The sequence below is a fragment of the Streptomyces swartbergensis genome, assembly GCF_002148965.1.
In the GTDB taxonomy this organism is placed as follows: domain Bacteria; phylum Actinomycetota; class Actinomycetes; order Streptomycetales; family Streptomycetaceae; genus Streptomyces; species Streptomyces swartbergensis.
In genome coordinates, this window is record NZ_NGFN01000009.1 from 24679 (window position 1) to 41340 (window position 16662).

12 protein-coding genes and 1 pseudogene are annotated in these 16662 nt (G+C 69.1%); 10 read left to right on the top strand and 3 right to left on the bottom strand.

Annotated features, from left to right (window positions below; all coding sequences use genetic code 11):
* The first annotated feature begins 183 nt into the window (after positions 1 to 183).
* The 10 genes from iolG (at position 184) to CA983_RS03135 (ending at position 13632) form a co-directional block, all read left to right on the top strand.
* A complete protein-coding gene (gene iolG / locus CA983_RS03090) occupies positions 184 to 1197 on the top strand; it encodes an inositol 2-dehydrogenase (protein ID WP_086599323.1) in 1014 nt (337 codons plus the stop codon).
* Complete coding sequence (locus tag CA983_RS03095) at positions 1194 to 2252, top strand: Gfo/Idh/MocA family protein (protein ID WP_208636869.1); 1059 nt, start codon at positions 1194 to 1196, stop codon at positions 2250 to 2252. The genes iolG and CA983_RS03095 overlap by 4 nt, the downstream gene beginning before the upstream one ends.
* 19 nt (positions 2253 to 2271) lie before the next feature.
* Complete coding sequence (locus CA983_RS03100; protein WP_086599324.1) at positions 2272 to 3465, top strand: Gfo/Idh/MocA family protein; 1194 nt, start codon at positions 2272 to 2274, stop codon at positions 3463 to 3465.
* 4 nt (positions 3466 to 3469) lie between these two features.
* Positions 3470 to 4396, top strand: coding sequence for a sugar phosphate isomerase/epimerase family protein (locus CA983_RS03105; RefSeq protein ID WP_086599325.1), 927 nt, complete (start codon positions 3470 to 3472; stop codon positions 4394 to 4396).
* A 335-nt stretch (positions 4397 to 4731) separates the two neighbouring features.
* On the top strand, positions 4732 to 6162 hold the full coding sequence (locus CA983_RS03110; protein WP_086599326.1) for a sugar porter family MFS transporter: 1431 nt from the start codon (positions 4732 to 4734) through the stop codon (positions 6160 to 6162).
* A 153-nt stretch (positions 6163 to 6315) separates the two neighbouring features.
* Positions 6316 to 6672 (top strand): universal stress protein, encoded by a 357-nt coding sequence (locus tag CA983_RS03115; protein ID WP_086599327.1) that lies wholly within the window; start codon positions 6316 to 6318, stop codon positions 6670 to 6672.
* Positions 6673 to 6719: 47 nt separating this feature from the next.
* On the top strand, positions 6720 to 8993 hold the full coding sequence (locus CA983_RS49795) for a cytochrome P450/oxidoreductase (RefSeq protein WP_107500190.1): 2274 nt from the start codon (positions 6720 to 6722) through the stop codon (positions 8991 to 8993).
* A gap of 37 nt (positions 8994 to 9030) precedes the next feature.
* Positions 9031 to 10005 (top strand): aldo/keto reductase, encoded by a 975-nt coding sequence (locus CA983_RS03125; RefSeq protein WP_086599329.1) that lies wholly within the window; start codon positions 9031 to 9033, stop codon positions 10003 to 10005.
* Complete coding sequence (locus CA983_RS03130; protein WP_244206605.1) at positions 10002 to 10934, top strand: alpha/beta hydrolase; 933 nt, start codon at positions 10002 to 10004, stop codon at positions 10932 to 10934. The genes CA983_RS03125 and CA983_RS03130 overlap by 4 nt, the downstream gene beginning before the upstream one ends.
* Before the next feature lie 385 nt (positions 10935 to 11319).
* Positions 11320 to 13632 (top strand): hypothetical protein, encoded by a 2313-nt coding sequence (locus CA983_RS03135; protein WP_086599330.1) that lies wholly within the window; start codon positions 11320 to 11322, stop codon positions 13630 to 13632.
* Between the two features lie 78 nt (positions 13633 to 13710).
* On the opposite strand, the gene CA983_RS45725 is transcribed toward CA983_RS03135, so the two are convergent.
* The 3 genes and pseudogenes from CA983_RS45725 to CA983_RS47565 all read right to left on the bottom strand — a co-directional run.
* Positions 13711 to 14940 carry a hypothetical protein gene (locus CA983_RS45725; RefSeq protein ID WP_143645442.1) on the bottom strand — a complete coding sequence of 410 codons (1230 nt, stop codon included), beginning with the start codon at positions 14938 to 14940 and terminating at the stop codon, positions 13711 to 13713.
* 781 nt (positions 14941 to 15721) lie between these two features.
* The gene (locus CA983_RS03150) at positions 15722 to 16498 is read right to left on the bottom strand and encodes an SPDY domain-containing protein (RefSeq protein ID WP_341866635.1); all 777 of its coding nucleotides are present in this window, start codon (positions 16496 to 16498) and stop codon (positions 15722 to 15724) included.
* A pseudogene (locus CA983_RS47565) lies at positions 16499 to 16648 on the bottom strand (flavoprotein); the annotation flags it as partial. It abuts the gene before it with no gap.
* Between the last annotated feature and the right edge of the window lie 14 nt (positions 16649 to 16662).

A 16662-nucleotide genomic window follows, 5' to 3' on the forward strand; every position in this document is an offset into this window, starting at 1 on the left:
GCCAGAGGTACGGGACGCCTTCGGGGTGGACATACGACCTCCGGGACCTCGACTGCGGCAGGGCTTCAGGCTGGACCGTCTCGTCGGCATTATAGATCGATCTACGTTCATGCTTGACGCGGAGATGTGTGCCCCACATCATTCGACCTACATGATGTTTAGATCGATCTAAAAGGAGTGCTCATGCACATCGCGCTCATCGGATGCGGGCGCATCGGGCGGGTGCACGCCGAGTCCATCGCGCTGCACCCGAAGGCCGAACTCGTCCGGGTCTGCGATGCCGTCGAGGCCGCCGCGCGGGAGGTCGCCGAGCGGTTCGGCGGCACCCCCGGCTCCGATGTGGACGCGGTGCTCGGCGACCCGAATGTCGACGCGGTGGTCATCGCCTCGCCGACCCCTACCCACGTCGACCTCCTCACCCGCGCGGTTACGGCCGGCAAGGCCGTGATGTGCGAGAAGCCGATCGATCTCGATCTGAAGCAGGTCGACGACTGCCGGGCGGCCATCGGCAGCTCGGCCTCCCGGGTCATGGTCGGATTCAACCGGCGCTTCGACCCCTCGTTCCGGGCGGTACGCGAGCGCGTCGCGGCCGGCGAGGTCGGGCGGCTGGAGCAGCTGATCATCGTCAGCCGGGATCCCGCCCCGTCCCCGGCGGAGTACATCGCGACGTCCGGCGGTCTGTTCCGAGACATGACCATCCACGACTTCGACATGGCGCGCTTCTTCCTCAGCGAGGTCGTCGAGGTCTCGGCGATGGGCAGCAACCTGGTCGCCGACTACATCGCGGAGCTCGGCGACATCGACGGCGCGGTGGTGACGTTGCGCGGCGCGGACGGCACGCTGTGCCACATCACCAACAGCCGGCGCTGCACTTTCGGTTACGACCAGCGGCTGGAGGCCTTCGGTTCGCTCGGCATGTTGTCCGTGGACAACCTGCGCCCCGACGGTGTCCGTGCGTACGGGGTGCAGGGCACCGAGGGCGCGTCGACGTACCTGGACTTCTTCCTCGACCGCTACACGCCCGCCTACCGCGCCGAACTCGATCACTTCATCGAGGCGATCGGGAACGGGACGGCGCCCGAGCCCGGCTTCGACGACGGTCGTGCCGCTCTTGTGCTCGCCGACGCGGCGGAGGAGAGCCTGCGCACCGGACGCGTCGTAAAGCTGGACCCGGCGGCGGCCGAGGGGCAGCGATGACGGCGGTCCGCTGGGGCATGCTGTCGACCGCGGGGATCGGGCGGGTGGTGGCCGCCGCTCTGAAGTCCTCGCCGCACGCGGAACTGGTCGCCGTCGGCGGACGCGACGCCGAACGCGCCCGGCGCTACGCCGACGACATCCAAGCGGCGGTGAGCTTCGGCTCCTACGACGAGCTGCTCGCCTGCGCCGACATCGACGCCGTATACGTCCCGCTGCCCATCTCGATGCACACCGAGTGGACGATCAAGGCCCTCGAGGCCGGCAAGCACGTGCTGTGCGAGAAGCCGTTCGTCCTCCACGCCGCCGACGCGGCGCGCTGCTTCGACGTCGCCGAGGCCGCCGGGCGGCTGTGCATCGAGGGCCTGATGTACCGGCACCACCCGCAGACCCAGCTCGTCCGCAAGCTCGTCGCCGACGGCGCGATCGGCCGCCTGGCGCACGTCCGTGCCGCGTTGACGGTGTCCGTCCCGCCCGGCGACATCCGGCGTACAGCCGCCCTCGGTGGCGGCGCCTCGCTGGACCTGGGCTGCTACTGCGTGAGCGCGATCCGGATGCTGGCTGGGCATCCCGAGCGCGTGCACGCCGCGCGCGTCCTCGACCGGGCCGAGGGCGCGGAGGGCGCGGACCTGCGGCTGGCCGCGACGCTGGAGATGGCCGACGGCGTGCTGGCCCAGTTCGACGTCGCGCTGGACTTCCCCAGACGCGACGAACTGGAGGTCATCGGAACCGAGGGCAAGATCACCGTCCCGGATCCGTGGCTGTGCCGCCGCGGATACATCGAGCTGGAGCGGGAGGGCAGCACGCGCCGTCTGCCCGCCGACCCCGACGGGGTTTACGGGCTGACCTCCGCCCACGATCCGGACAACACCGATGCCTACCGGATCGAGTTCGAGGCCGCCTCGCACGCTATCGCGCACGGCACGCCGCCGGCGTTCGGCCGCGCCGACGCCGTCGACCAGGCCGCCGTCTTGGACGCCGTCCGACAGGCCGCCGCCCTCGGCCGCCCCGTCGAACCGCCGGCCTCCGTCGCCGCCCACCGCCCGAGTCTCCCGTAGGCCCTCAAGGAGCCCCTTCATGACCGCACCCCTGCGCGTCGGCATCGTCGGATGCGGCAACGTCGCGCTGAACTTCCACGTACCCGCCTACCAGGCGGAGCCGGACCGCTTCACCATCACCGCCCTCGCCGACCCTACCCCCGAACGGCTCGAACTCGGCCGGAGCACCACGGGCCTGAGCCCCGACCAGGTCCACAGCGACGCGCTCGCGCTCATCGCCCGCGACGACGTCGACGTCGTCGACGTGTGCACCCCGCAGCACCTGCACCGTGACCTCGCGGTCGCCGCGGCAGCCGCGGGCAAGCACATCCTGTGCGAGAAGCCGCTGGCCGCCGCCCCCGCCGACGCCGCGGCCATGGTCAAGGCCGCGGAGCAGGCCCAGGTTGTGCTCGGCGTCGTCCACAACTACCTCTTCTTCCCCGAGATCGTCGCCGCCCGCACGCTGATCGACGACGGCGCGATCGGAGAGGTCCGCACCGTCACCGTCGACATGCTCGGTGTCGTCGACTCGCCCGGCGCCGCCGGCTACCGCCCGCAGTGGCGCCACGACCCCGCCGCGGCCGGGGGCGGCGTGCTGATGGACATGCTCCATGGGGTCTACCTCGGCGAACATCTCCTCGGCGAACCAGTGGAGCGGGTATCGGCATACGTCGACGCCGCGACCCCGGGTGACGCGGTCGAGGGCCTGGCCCTGTGCCGCCTCGAAAGCTCCTGCCGCGCCGCGCTGGTCAACATCGGCTGGGGATTCGGCCCTGGAGGCATCCGGATCAACGGCAGCAAGGGGCGCATCGTGCTGCGCTACCGCGACGAGGGCACCATCCCCTGGGCCCCGTTCGAGTCGCTGAGCCTGACCACCGAAGCCGGCACCGAGATCCTCGATCTGCCCCCGGGACAGGAACTGGTGCCCCTGGTCGCGACCGCGCTGCAGGCCACGGTCGCCGACTTCGCCGACGCCGTCACCACGGGGCGGGCACCCGTCGCCCCGGGACGTGCCGCCCTGCACACGCTGGAGGCCACCGTCGCCGCCTACACCTCCGCCGCCCTCGGCGAGAGCGTCGGCATCCCGCTGCCCGTCGACGGACCCGTACACCGCCGCGGCGTGATCGGACTGGCCGAACTCGACGTGCCCGCCGCATCGAGCGTCCGCGCCAGCGGCCTGTTCGGACTCGCTGCCGACTCCTCTTCCACCGATCTGCCCACCGACGGGAGCTGACCCCATGGACCTGTGCCTCTACACCGACTCGGTGCCCGACCTCACCCTCGAGGAGGCCCTCGACCTCACCGTCCGCCTCGGCGGCACCGCCGTCGAGATAGCCGCGGGCGGACAGTCCAGCGCCCCGCACATGGACGTCTTCACCCTCGTCAACGACGCCGCAGAACGCGGGAAGTTCGCCGACGCGCTCGCCTCCCGGGGCCTGCGCATGGGCGCGATGAACTGCTCGGCCTGGCCGATGCACCCGAAGGTCGGCGCACGCCACGTCGAGATCATGAAGGCGGCGGTACGGCTCGCCGAACAACTCGGCGTCAGGAAGATCGTGACGATGACCGGCAACCCGGGCGAGTCCCCCGACGCCCAGCTGACCAACTGGATCTTCTATCCCTGGCCGCCGGAGAACATCGAACTGCTCCACCGCCAGTGGGACGAGACCATCGCCTTCTGGCAGAAGTTCGCTCCCTTCGCCGCCGACCACGGCGTCGAGCAGATCGCGCTTGAACTGCACCCGCTGCACATGGTCTACAACGTGCCCACGCTGCTGCGGCTGCGCGAGGCGGTCGGCCCGATCATCGGCGCCAACGTCGATCCCAGCCACATGTTCTGGCAGCGGATGGACCCGGCCGCGGTAGTGCGCACGCTCGGAGATGCGGTCCATCACGTCCACCTCAAGGACGTCGAGTACCGCACCGACCAGCTGGCACTGGCCGGCGTCCTCGACAACCGGCCCTACAGCACCCCCGAGGAGCGGGCCTGGACCTTCCGCACCGTCGGCCACGGGCACGGCACCGAGTTCTGGGCCCCCTTCATCGACGCGTTGGCCGAGGTCGGCTACGACGACGTCGTCAGCATCGAGAACGAGGATCCCGTCCAGGACGCGGTCGAGGGCGTCACCGACGCCGCCCGGTTCATCAAGCCGCTCCTGCCCTGACCGGTGCGCTCTTCTGGGGCGCGTCCGGGTCCGTGTCCGCGTCCGTGCCTCGGCTGCTGCGGAGGCGCCTCACGGCGACTTAGATCAATCTAAACAAAGTTCTTGACGCCGCGATCCAGACGGCAGATCATGGAGCCCGCACGCGATTTAGATCGATCTAAGTCCGCCCTGGCAAAGGCCGGCATGCCCTGTCGCCATGGAGAGCCGGCGCGGGAAGCCGACGCGGCGCGCCTGACCCGCGCGGGACGCGGAAGGACGGTACGCCACCGGGTTTCTCCGGGGACCGTCGCGCGACGTCATCGTCGACTGACGCTCACGGGCAGATAGGAGTCGCTATGCCCCACAGCACATCGAAAGCCTCGAAGAGCGGCGTCACTTTGCCGCCACTGCGACCCGGGCCACATCAGAGGCGCATGGACGTGGTGGCCGTCGTCGCCACCTTCGGCGGCCTTCTCTTCGGTTACGACACGGGTGTTCTCAACGGTGCCCTGGAGCCGATGAAGCAAGACCTCGCACTCAACAGCGTCACCGAGGGCCTGGTCGTCAGCTCTCTGCTCATCGGTGCCGCCATCGGATCGCTCGTCGTCGGCCGGATGAGCGACAGCCTGGGCCGGAAGAAGACCCTGACGATCCTCGCCACCATCTTCCTGGTCGGCACCCTCGGAACCGTCTTCGCCCCGACCCTCGGCATCATGATCCCGGCGCGGCTGGTTCTCGGCTTCGCCGTGGGCGGGGCGTCCGTCGCGGTCCCGGTGTACCTCTCCGAGTTGGCGCCGACCGAGCGACGAGGGACGTTGGGCGGCCGCAACGAGCTCGCCATCGTCGTCGGCCAGATGCTGGCCTTCGTGTTCAACGCCGTGATCGCCGGCCTCTGGGGGCACCACGAGGGCGTGTGGCGGTACATGCTGGCGGTCTGCGCACTCCCGGCCATCGCGCTGTTCCTGGGCATGCTGCGGATGCCGGAGACTCCGCGTTGGCTGATCTCGAAGGGCCGCCACGACGAGGCACTCGCTGTGCTGATGCAGGTGCGCACCAAGGACCGCGCTCGCGCGGAGATGGCAGAGGTCGAGCACCTCGCCGAGGAAGAGGTGGAGGCGCAGACGGGAGGGATCACCGATCTCGCCATCCCGTGGGTCCGCCGCATCATGCTCGCCGCCGTCATCATCGCCGTCGCACAGCAGTTCACCGGGATCAACTCGGTGATGTACTACGGCACCGAGCTGCTCCAGATCGCCGGCTTCAGCGACAACGCGGCACCGATCGCCAACGTCTCACTGGGTGTCATGGCCGTGATCGGCGGATCGATCTGCCTGTTCGTCCTGATCGACCGCATCCCACGGCGCAAGATCATCATCACGGGCCTGGTCGGAACCACGCTCTGCCACGGGCTCATCGTGCTCGCCTCCGCTCTGCTTCCGGACGGCAAGTTCCGGGCCTCCACGATCCTCGCCTTGGTCGCGTTGCTCGTCCTGGTCATTCAGATCACCCTGAACGTCCCTGTCTGGGTCTGCCTCTCCGAGCTCTTCCCGCTGCGGATGCGCGGCTTCGGGATGGGAGTCAGCGTGCTCGTGCTGTGGCTGGCGAACGCGCTGGTGGCGCAGTCCTTCCCGACGCTGGTCTCCATCGGCGGTATCACCGGAACCTACGGGACGTTCTTCGTGCTCGGCGCCATCTTCTCCTTCCTCACCTGGAAGACGCTGCCGAACACCAGCGGACGCTCGCTGGAGGAACTCGAGGAGTCGTTCATGCAGGGCGACTTCCGCTGATCCACCCGCGTGCCCGGCGGGCCGGCACCACCCTCGACCGGTTCGCCCGGGGAGGCACGTCAGCCCGCCGTCCGCCGCGCTTTCCGCTCCGTAACCCTCAGGTCAACCGCGCAGCGCGAAAACCGAAGTCCCCAGACCAAACGGAGGAGACTCATGACCATCATCGTCGCGGTCCCCGACAGCATCGAAGGCGCTCGCGCACTGTCGGCCGCCGCCACCGAAGCGCAGCAACTCGGCACCGACTTGGTCGTCTGCAATCTCGGCCTTCGGCCACTCGACACGGCCTCCGTCGACACTGACGTCAAGCTCACCGTCGTCGACCGCAAAGGCAAAGACGATCGCGACCCCGTCGACGCCGTACTCGACGAGATCACCCACCGCGGCGCAATCCGGCTCGTCATCGGAGTCAGGCGGCGCACCCCCGTCGGCAAGGCGATTCTCGGCAGCGTCAGCCAGCGACTTCTGCTCCGGAGCCCCGTCCCCGTTCTCGCCGTCAAAGTCGACGAATGAACCTCGCCCGCATCCCGACCGGCCCGCTCCACTGAATGTGAGACCCGATGACATCCACCTCTTTGAATCCCGTGAGGGAAGGTCTGCACGTCTTCTACGACCCGCTCTCCTACGCGGCCTACGACCATCCCTACGAGGTGTACCGACAGTTGCGCGACCACGCGCCGGTGTACTACAACGCGCGCCGCGACCTGTGGGTGGTGTCGCGGTACGAGGACGTCAAGGCGTGTCTGCGCAACCACGAGCAGATGGTCAACGCGCTGGGCAACGACATGGACGGCACCCACGCCTCCTACGGCGCGGGCAACCTGATCGCCCAGGACCAGCCGCACCACACGGTGCTGCGCAACGTGGTCCGCCCGTCGTTCGCGGCCCGCGAGATCCTCGCCATGGAGGCTCACATCCGCGGCCTCGCCCGTGAACTGCTGGCCGGGCTCCGCGAGCGCGGCGGCGGGGACTTCGCGACGGACGTCGCCCTGCCCCTGGTCATCGGTGCCTCCATGCGGCTCATGGGCATGCCGCAGTCGGACAGCCCGTTCTGGCAGGAGCACCTGCTGCGCTCGATGGCCCGCACCGTCGGCCGGTTCGGTGTCCCCGAGGACGCCGCCCACTCCAACCACGAGACGGAGGAACACCTCGCCGAGTTCGTGCGCCGGCGCAGACTCGACATCGAGGCCGGAGCACCGGGCGACACACCCGACGTCATCACCCAGGTCCTGCTCGCCGTCGCCGACGGCACCCTCGACGAGCAAGAACAGATCGGGCTCGCCCACCTCGTCCTGTCGGCGTCGATCGACGCGCCCGCGGCCCTGCTCACCAACTGCATCGCCGTACTGGACAAGTTCCCGGGTCTCCAGGGCCACCTGCACGACCATCCGGACCTCGTCCAGAACTTCGTCGAGGAGACCCTGCGCTACGACGGCCCGGCCAAGAACCTGTGCCGCCAGACCACGGCCGACATCACGCTCCACGGGATCGCCATACCCGCGGATTCCCGGGTGATGGTCCTGATGGGTTCGGCCAGCCGGGACGAGCGTGTCTATCCCGACCCGGACACCTTCGACCTGCTGCGCACCTTCGACGCGGGCAACAAGATCCTCACCTTCGGCGAGGGCATCCACTCCTGCATGGGCGCCCCGATCGCACGGATGACCGCCCGGATCGCCGTGGAGGAGCTCATCGCCTGCCTGGACGGGGCAGAGCTGCGTGTCGTCGGAACCCCGCAGCGCTGGGCCAAGCAGATGGTGCGCGGCTTCGCCTCGCTGCCGGTGCAGTTCCTCACCGCCGGGCAGGAGCAGGCCGCCCGGACCGAGCTGGTGCCCGAGGTCCATATCGAGCGGACCCGTCAGCGTACGACCCAACTGACGTTGGACACCCGCGAGTTCGAGACCGACGTACGCGTCGGCGCCAAGGAGACGGCCGCCGACGGCGTCGTCGCCCTGACCCTCCATGCAGCGGACGGACAGCCGCTGCCGGCCTGGGAACCCGGGGCACACGTCGACCTGATTCTGGGCAGCGCCGCCACCCGGCAGTACTCGCTGTGCGGCGACCCCGCGGACCGCCACACCTTCCGGCTCGGGGTCCTGCGCGACCCGAACGGCAGCGGCGGCTCCCTCCATGTCCACGATCAGCTCAAGGAAGGCGACACGGTCCGGATCCGCGGACCGCGCAACAACTTCCCGCTGGTCGAGGCGGAGCGCTACCTGTTCATCGCGGGCGGCATCGGCATCACCCCGATCCTGGCCATGCTCCGCGCCGCCGAGGCCGCGGGCGCGGGCTGGCAGCTCGTCTACGGCGGTCGGCAGCGCGTGTCGATGGCCTTCCTCGACGAACTCGCGGGCTACGGCGACCGCGTCACCGTCTGGCCGCAGGACGAGAAGGGGTTCATCGACCTCGACGGCCTGCTCGGCGTGCCGCAGCCGGACACCAAGGTCTACTGCTGCGGGCCCGAGCCGCTGCTGGCCGCTGTCGAGCAGAAGTGCGCGGCCTGGCCACGAGAGGCACTGCACGTCGAACGGTTCGTGGCCAAGCCGCTGTCCGAACCGGTCCTGAACGAGGCCTTCGAAGTCCACCTCGCCCAGAGCGACCTCACCCTGAGCGTGTCCCCGGACAGGTCCATCCTCGCCGCCGTGGAGGAGGCCGGGATCGGGGTCCTCTCGTCCTGCCAGGAAGGCACGTGCGGCACCTGCGAGACGACCGTTCTGGAAGGCGAACCGGACCACCGCGACTCGGTGTTGGACAGCGCGGCCCGGGAGGCGGGTGACCGCATGATGATCTGCGTCTCCCGCTCCTGCACCAAGCGCCTGGTCCTGGACCTCTGACAGCGCACCACGCAAACACCACACGGAAAGGAGCACGATGAAGTACCGGAACTTCGGCCGTACCGGCTGGAAGGTCAGCGAAATCGCCTTCGGCGGCTGGCAACTCGGCGGACAGTGGGGCAAGGTCGACGACGAGGCCTCCATCGCCACCCTGCTCCACGCGTTCGAGCGTGGTGTGAACTTCGTGGACACTGCCGAGCTCTACGGCGACGGCCATAGCGAGGAAGTGATCGGCGAGGCACTGCGGCGCTGGAACGGCGACAAGGTGTACGTCGCCACCAAGGTCCAGCCGATCCGGTGGCCGGACCCGGCCGAGGACGACCCGCAGATGGCCGGACGCTACCCCGAGTGGTATCTCCGCCAGAGCGTCGAGCAGGCGCTGGGGCGCCTCGGTGTGGAGCGCCTGGACCTGTTCCAGCTGCACGCCTGGATCCGCGACGGCATCACCAGCCTCGACTGGCTCGAAGTGCTCAACGCCCTGCGGCAGGAAGGCAAGATCGACAAGATCGGTGTCTCCATCCGCGACTACCGGCCCGAGGACGGGGTCGACCTGGCCAGGTTCGGCCTGGTCGATTCCCTGCAGGTCGTGTTCAACATCTTCGAGCAGCGTCCCCGCCAGGCGCTCTTCCCGGCCGGCGCCGAGAGCGGATCCGCGTTCATCGCGCGTGTCCCGTTCGACTCCGGCTCGCTGATCGGCCACTGGACCGAGGACACGTACGCCACCTGGCCCGAGGACTCGGTGCCAGCATGGCTGTTCCGCGGCGAGCGGTTCGGCCAGACCCTGCGCAGGGTCCAGGAACTCAAGGCTCTGTGCGCGCCGTACTTCCCCACCCTCGCGGAGGCCGCACTGCGTTACACGCTGGCCGGGCCCGAGGTGTCCACCGTGATCCCGGGCATGCTGACTCCCGCCGAGGTCGACATGAACGTCGCCTACTCCGATGGTGCCCCGTTCCCCGAGGAACTCCTCGAGGCTCTCGCGGCACATGGCTGGCCGAGGAACTTCTACCAGTGAGCGAACTCGACGCGCAGACACAGACCGTGCTCGCCGAACGGGCCGCCGCGGGCGATCGCCCCATGCGGGAAGCAACCGTTCAGGAGTCGCGGGCCGCCACATGGGGGTGGCTGCCCTACATGGGCGTGCCACCGGCCCTGGCCAAGGTCGAGGACCGCATCATCCCCTCTCGTACCGCCGAGATCCCGGTGCGCATCTACACGCCACCGGGCGAAGGCCCGTTCCCGGCCCTGGTGGTGTTCCACGGCGGTTGCTGGATCGTCGGGAACATTCACCTCTCCGACCGGCCCCACCGGGCACTCGCGGCGGAAACCGGATGCGTCGTGGTAGCCGTGAACTACCAGAAGGCTCCCGAGCATCCGTTCCCGGTCCCACTCGAGGACTGCCACGCCGGCTACACCTGGACCATCGAGCACGCACGTGAACTCGGCATCGACCCCGCCCGGATCGGCGTCGCCGGCGACAGCGCAGGCGGCAACCTGGCTGCCGCCGTGTGCCTGAAGGCACGTGACCTCGGCGAGCAGGTGCCGGCGGCACAGGTCCTCATCTACCCGGCCCTCGACCCGGATCTGGAGACAGTATCGGCGAAGGATTACGCCGAGGGATTCGGCCTCACCACCGAGGACATGCGCTGGTCATGGCAGCAGTACGCCCCCGACGAATCGGTGCGTGTGAGCCCCTGGGTCAGCCCGTTGCGGGCGCCTTCGCTGGAGGGCCTGCCACCCGCCGTGATCGTGACCGCCGGGTTCGACATCCTCCGGGACGAGGGGCTGCTGTATGCCGAACGACTCGTGGCAGCCGGGGTGCCCACGGTCGCCCTCCACTATGAGGACTCCATACACGGCTTTCTCTGGATCGGCGGCGTCCTTGACGTCTGTCATCGAATGCTGGGCGAAGTAGGCGGCGCACTGCGCGACCTCTGGGCTTGAATCCCCTCGGCGGGTGGAGAGCCCTCAGCTCTTGGATGCCCTGCGCCCCACATGGCTGCCCGTACTCCGGTGAGCGACGCGAGGCTCCGGGGGCACTTGCCGCATGGCGAGCTAGCGCCTGCCGAGCCCCGTAAGAGACCACAAACGGGCCGTGCGACATGCCAGGGAACAGCTCGCGCGGGCCAGAAGGGCCGGGCTCCGTGACGTCAAGCGCTGGTGTCGCGGATCCGCGCCGCCGCAGGTCCGCGCTCTGACGGTCCGATAGCTCCGGCTAGGAAGTTGTGCGTGAATCTGCACGTGCCAGGTTGGTTCGAACGCCTGCGGACGCGCACGTGTGATCCCTACGGTGAAGTGACCAAGTTTCAGATCGTTCGTGGGGAGTGCAGTGGACCCGGAGATCGTCGCTCTCGGGAGCATCGTGATCCGCAGCCTGGTGGGCAACGCCGTGCAGGACGCCTGGACCTGGGGCAAGGGCCGATTGGTGGCGCTGTTCGTCCGTGACGGAGCCGAGGAGGCGGCGGTTGACGACGAGCTGGAGCAAGCTCGTCGCCAGGCGGTGGAGGCGGGAGAGGCCGGCGACGAGGACACGGTGACCGAAATCACGGACGAGTGGTCGAGTCGTGTGCTGGAACTGTTCGCTGAACGTCCCGACACCGTGCGGGAGGTGCGCGAACTCGTCGGAGAGGCTCTGACGAGGGCGACACCCGCCGAGGCATCCTCGGCTCTTCTCCACTACGTCAACCACACCGCACTGTTCCGGGAGATGGACAGCCACTGGCGCGCCTGCCAGGCGGCCGGGGTCGTGACGTCCGTGTTCCTCAACGGTGTACGAGGGGTGGGGAAGCGCAGCACGGCGCGACAGTGGATCCACTCGCACCGGGACGTCCTCGTCGGGGCGTGCCTCCAGGCCGACCTTGGGATGCAGGGTGGGCGGATAGTCGACCCGGCGGTGGTGCTGGAGCACTGGCTGGACGAGCTCGACGTGCCGAGGGACGAGCGTCCGGCCGACGTCCCGGCCAAGGCACGGCGGGTGCGTCACGAACTGCGTGACCGGTCAGCGGTCTTCCTGCTGGAGAATGTCACGACGACCCGTCAGGTGCGTGACCTGCTGACCGACCAGCCGTACGGCGTGGTCCTCATGACGGGGCAGGAGGCACCGCACGACCTGACGACCTTCCTGGAGTTCCTTCCGCTCCCGGTTCCGGCGCTGCGGGACGAGCACGCTCTGGAGCTGCTGGTCAAGGTGAGCCGTACCACCGAGGATTCGGCCAAGCTCGTACCGATTGTCCGGCACCTGGGCGGTCTGCCGCTGGCGCTGCGGCTGATCGCCGGACATCTGAAGGCGCCCGTCCCCGGCGTTGTGGAGGACGTCGGTGCCCGGCTCGCCGACCGCGCCGCACGACAGGAGCTGCTCGACGTGGACGATCCGAATCCCCTGCCGGAAGCCCTCGAACTGGCCTACGGGCGCATGGCCGTGCGGACGGCGCAGCTCTATCGCCGCCTGGGGATGCTGATGTGTGAGGATTTCCAGCTGGACACCGTGTTCGCGCTCGTACCGGACTGGGAGCCGTCGCAGGCGCGCACCGCGCTGAGCGCCTTGATTTCGGGCGGTCTGGTCGAGCGCCAGGCTCTCGACACGTACCGGATGCACATCCTCGTCCACGACCACGCGTCGACCGTCGCGGAGCGCGACGAGACGGAAAGTGAACGCGAGGCGGTGCGGCGGCGGATCACCCATCACTTCCTGCGGATCACAGAGCGGGGTGAGCAGACGCTGTCGATGCGCTGGCTCTACAGTCCCATGAACACCTTCCCGGCGGACACGGCAGCCGACGAGCGCCGACAGACCGAAGCTCTGCGTGAGCTGGCTCGACGCGAGGCGGGTATCTTCGCCGCGGTGCGTCTGGCCGCCGAGGCGGGGCTTCATCCGGAGGCGTGGCGGCTGAGTCAGGCCATCCGGACTTTCTGCCTCCGTACCGGGCGCGACACCCAGTGGATCGAGGCGGCCGAGCTCGGCCTCGCCTCGGCGCTGGAGACCGGTGACACGATGGCGGTGGCCCGTGCGTCCTATGAGCTGGGCTTCGCGCACCTTGAACGCTGGAACGTGGAGGAGGGCGATTCGCGGCTGGCCCGGGAGCACTTCGAACAGGCGCTGAGCCTGGTGAACCCCGGTGTGCCCGGCCGGAGCGAGGGTGAACGTCGCACGGAGTCCAGCGTTCTGGAAGGGCTGGGACTGCTCCAACGCAAACTCAAGCGCCCCGGGCACGCGATCGATCTGTTCAGCCGTGCCCAAGCGGCGCTTGAGGGGATCGACCACCCCCGTGGCGAGGCTCTCCTCGCTCTGCACCTGGGCAGTACGTACACGGCGTTCGGGCGCCACGACGCCGCGGAAGGTGAACTTCTCCGCGGTAGAGGAGTTCGAGGGTCTTCCGGACGGACCGGACCGTTTCAACATGGCCAAGGCCCGGCTGCGTCTTGCCGAGAACCGCGGCGCTTGCGGGCGACTGCGCGAAGCCGTCGAGGCGCTGGACCTGGCGGTGGACGGCATGACCGGCGTGGGCTCGGCCTACTACGCCGCGCAGGCCCTCCTGCTGCGCGGAGACGTCCGCCTGCGGTTGGGGCAGCGGGCGTTGGCCGTCGAGGACTGGACGTCCGCCCGCGCGCTCTTCGCGGAAGAAGGCAGCATTCACGAGGGTGAGGCGCGGCACCGCCTGGAGCGGGAGGGAGGAGAGCAGGCGTAGGAGCCGGCCACGAACAGGGCGCCGCCAAGGTGGGCTCAGACGTAGGCCAGGTCGAGCAGCCCCGGGTCGGGCAGGTCGCCGGCGCGCACGACGATCCGCTCCGATCGTGTCGGGCGGGCACGGGCCGTCCCCACCGTGTGCTCTCGCACCGTCCACGCGTAGACCGCCGACGCTGCCAGGGGGAACGCTGCCCAGGCGGGACGCTCTCGCCAGCTCACCCGCACGCGACCGCCGTCCGGGAGCAGCGCCAGGCACCCGCCCTCCTCGGTTTCCGCGGCGAGCAGCCCGCAGCCGGAGGATTCCGCGGCATAGGCGCACCACGGGTCGTCCTCCGGACGGGCCGCCGTGCGCCCGCGCGGAACCAGCAGCACGTCGGCGGTACGCGGCCACCGCCGGTCCGGATCGTCGCGGTCGGCGGCCAGATGAGCCGAGGCGATGTGTGGGCCATGGCCGTGCTGCCGCGCCGCAGGGTAGCGGCGGACGGTCACTTCACCGTCGGCTTCCCCAGCGCTGTCGTCCGTCACGGAAACGGTGACGAACATGGGCGCCTCATGAGGAACGCGGCAGGCACCCGGGCCGGAAGGCTGGGACGGTACGGGTATCGCGGACACGCACGCGGGATGGCCGGGTTCCTCCAGCCGCAGCCAGGTATAGAACAGCCGGCGCAGCAACTCGGTGGAGCGGCCCGGTTCCGACGTGACCGTCTCCCCGACCGCCTGGAGTTCCGGATCGTCGCGCTGCCCGTGCAGGGCGGCAAGCTGACGCTGCACGGGGCGATCGGCGGCCAGGCGGGGCAGTAGCCGGCCGAGCCTGGCCATGGGGGACCCTGGTGCCACCTTCGATTCGTCAAAGGCACCGAGAATGCAGGGGATACCCAATGCAATTCCGTACATGGTCAAGGAACCGTGGTCTCCCAGAAGAAAATCAGCCGCACAGAGAGCTGCCTTCCATGTGTCGCTTTCCGGAACCGGCAGGAGAAGCCCGGAGTCCAGAAAGGGAGCCAGCCACCTGTGTAGCTGCCACGAGCCATGGCCATGCCAAATATTCGGGTGGACGGCCGCGATGACACGGAATTCTTCAGCGGAAAGCTCGGCCAAAAATCGACGGAGAACGTCGGCGCGCGGTGAGCCGAGCACCGAACCGGCTCCCCAGGTCGAGGACACGACCACGAGCCGCTGACCCGGCAACAGCCCGAACGCCTGCAGGTAGCTCTCACGGAAGGGAAGACTGACGCGCAGTTGGTCGATGCACGGGTCGCCGGCCACAACAGCCTTGGGCAACGCCTGCGGACAGCTGACTGCAAGCCGATCGAGCTGCTCCTTGTGGGACAGTACGATCGCTGACGGGACAACGTGCCCATCGTGCAGGAGCCACTCCTCCGTGAGTCCGAAGGCTCCCGGCTCCCGGCTCCCGGCTCCCGGCTCCCGGCTCCCGGCTCCCGGCTCCCGGCTCCCGGCTCCCGGCTCCCGGCTCCCGGCTCCCGGCTCCCGGCTCCCGGCTCCCGGCTCCCGGCTCAAGTGTTTATTATATCCTGCCCCGTGGGGTGCGCCTATCAGTGGAAATCGAAGCTTGTGCAAGTCTCCGCCTCGATTTGTAGCGAGAGCCGGGTCGAAGTTCTCCGCGACGGCGACCCGCCAAGGAATCGTCAGCACTCCCCGGCGGAGCAAGAAATCGGATACGCCTCCGTCCAGGGCGGAGGAGTCTGTGCAGGAGAAGACAACCTGAATCCGCTCGTCGCCGTCGAAGACCGCAAGAAGTTCCAGGAGCCGGGTGGCTGATGTGATGTTGTGTACCACACCGAGAACCCTCCGCTGCGGCGAGACGGTCATCCAGAGCCGCGCGTCCGGTCTGAGCGGCAACGGCAGCCGGTCAGCGTCTGCCACCTGTCAACTCCTGCCTCCGATCATCCTGCGGGGACGCCGTCGCGCCGCCACCGGTCTCACCATAGTCTCGCTCCCGAAGCCCGATCCCCTGCCCGTCGGTGTTCGATGACCGATGCCCGGCCAACTGCGCGGTSACCGAGGGCTGGGCACGGGTCAAACTCCGTCAGCGGGGTCGGCTCGAGTGTGCTGTTGTTGCTCTGGGGCGCGGTCCTGTGGGGGCGGTGGTGAGGTGCGCGGGGCGCTTCACCTCCACGGGGGTGTACGTCCGAGGCCCGGTGCCGTGGGCGAGGTTCTCGGCGAGGTCGGTCAGCAGCACGCTGGGGGTGTAGGGGGATGCCGTGACGGTCCAGGTGGGGTGGTCGATGCTGGGGCCGGCCCAGATGGTCCAGGTGGCGAGCGTGCTGCTCGGCGTCTGGGCGGCGAAGGCATCGAACTGGATACCAACGTCCTCGGACGGGGTTGTCCAGCGGATCCAGCGTCCGTCTATGGTGTGCTTCCATCCGGCGTCGGTGAGGGGTTTGGTGGCGGCGGTGACGGTCTTCTCGTCGACGGGGCTGCCGATGGCGGTGTCCCATGCGTCGCCTTCGGCGAGGTGGTGCAGCAGGGCCTGGAGCACGGAGGCGGGGGTAGTGCCGGTCGCGGTGAGGTGCCACATCCGGTCCGAGACGGGTGTCTCGTATGCGGCCACGGTCCAGGCGGCCTCACGCGGATCGGTTTCGTGGACGCGTTCGATGCGCAGAGTCTGTGATTCGTGGATCGCGTGGGTGGTGTCGTCGGTCCAGGTGCGTTCCCTGTCAAGTACAGCGTGTTGAACCCATACGCATGGAACCTCTGGCCAGGGGCGGGTCAGATGGTGCACGCAGCATGAGCGAGGCCGCGACCGGCCCCGCTTCCGGTCATGGCCTCGCTCATGCCGAGGGTTGCTACTGCAGTCAGGCACTACGCCGATCTGGAGGGCTGCTGGGGAGCCGCAGCAATCGCCGTCCGACGCCTCGGCCTGGGGGCGTCGAAGAGGCCGGCGCCGGGGCACACTTCCGGTCTCGGGCAGGGGCAGCTCGATGCGTTCAGCGGCTTCCTGGTCCCCGGCGAGCGGCTGGCGAAGGC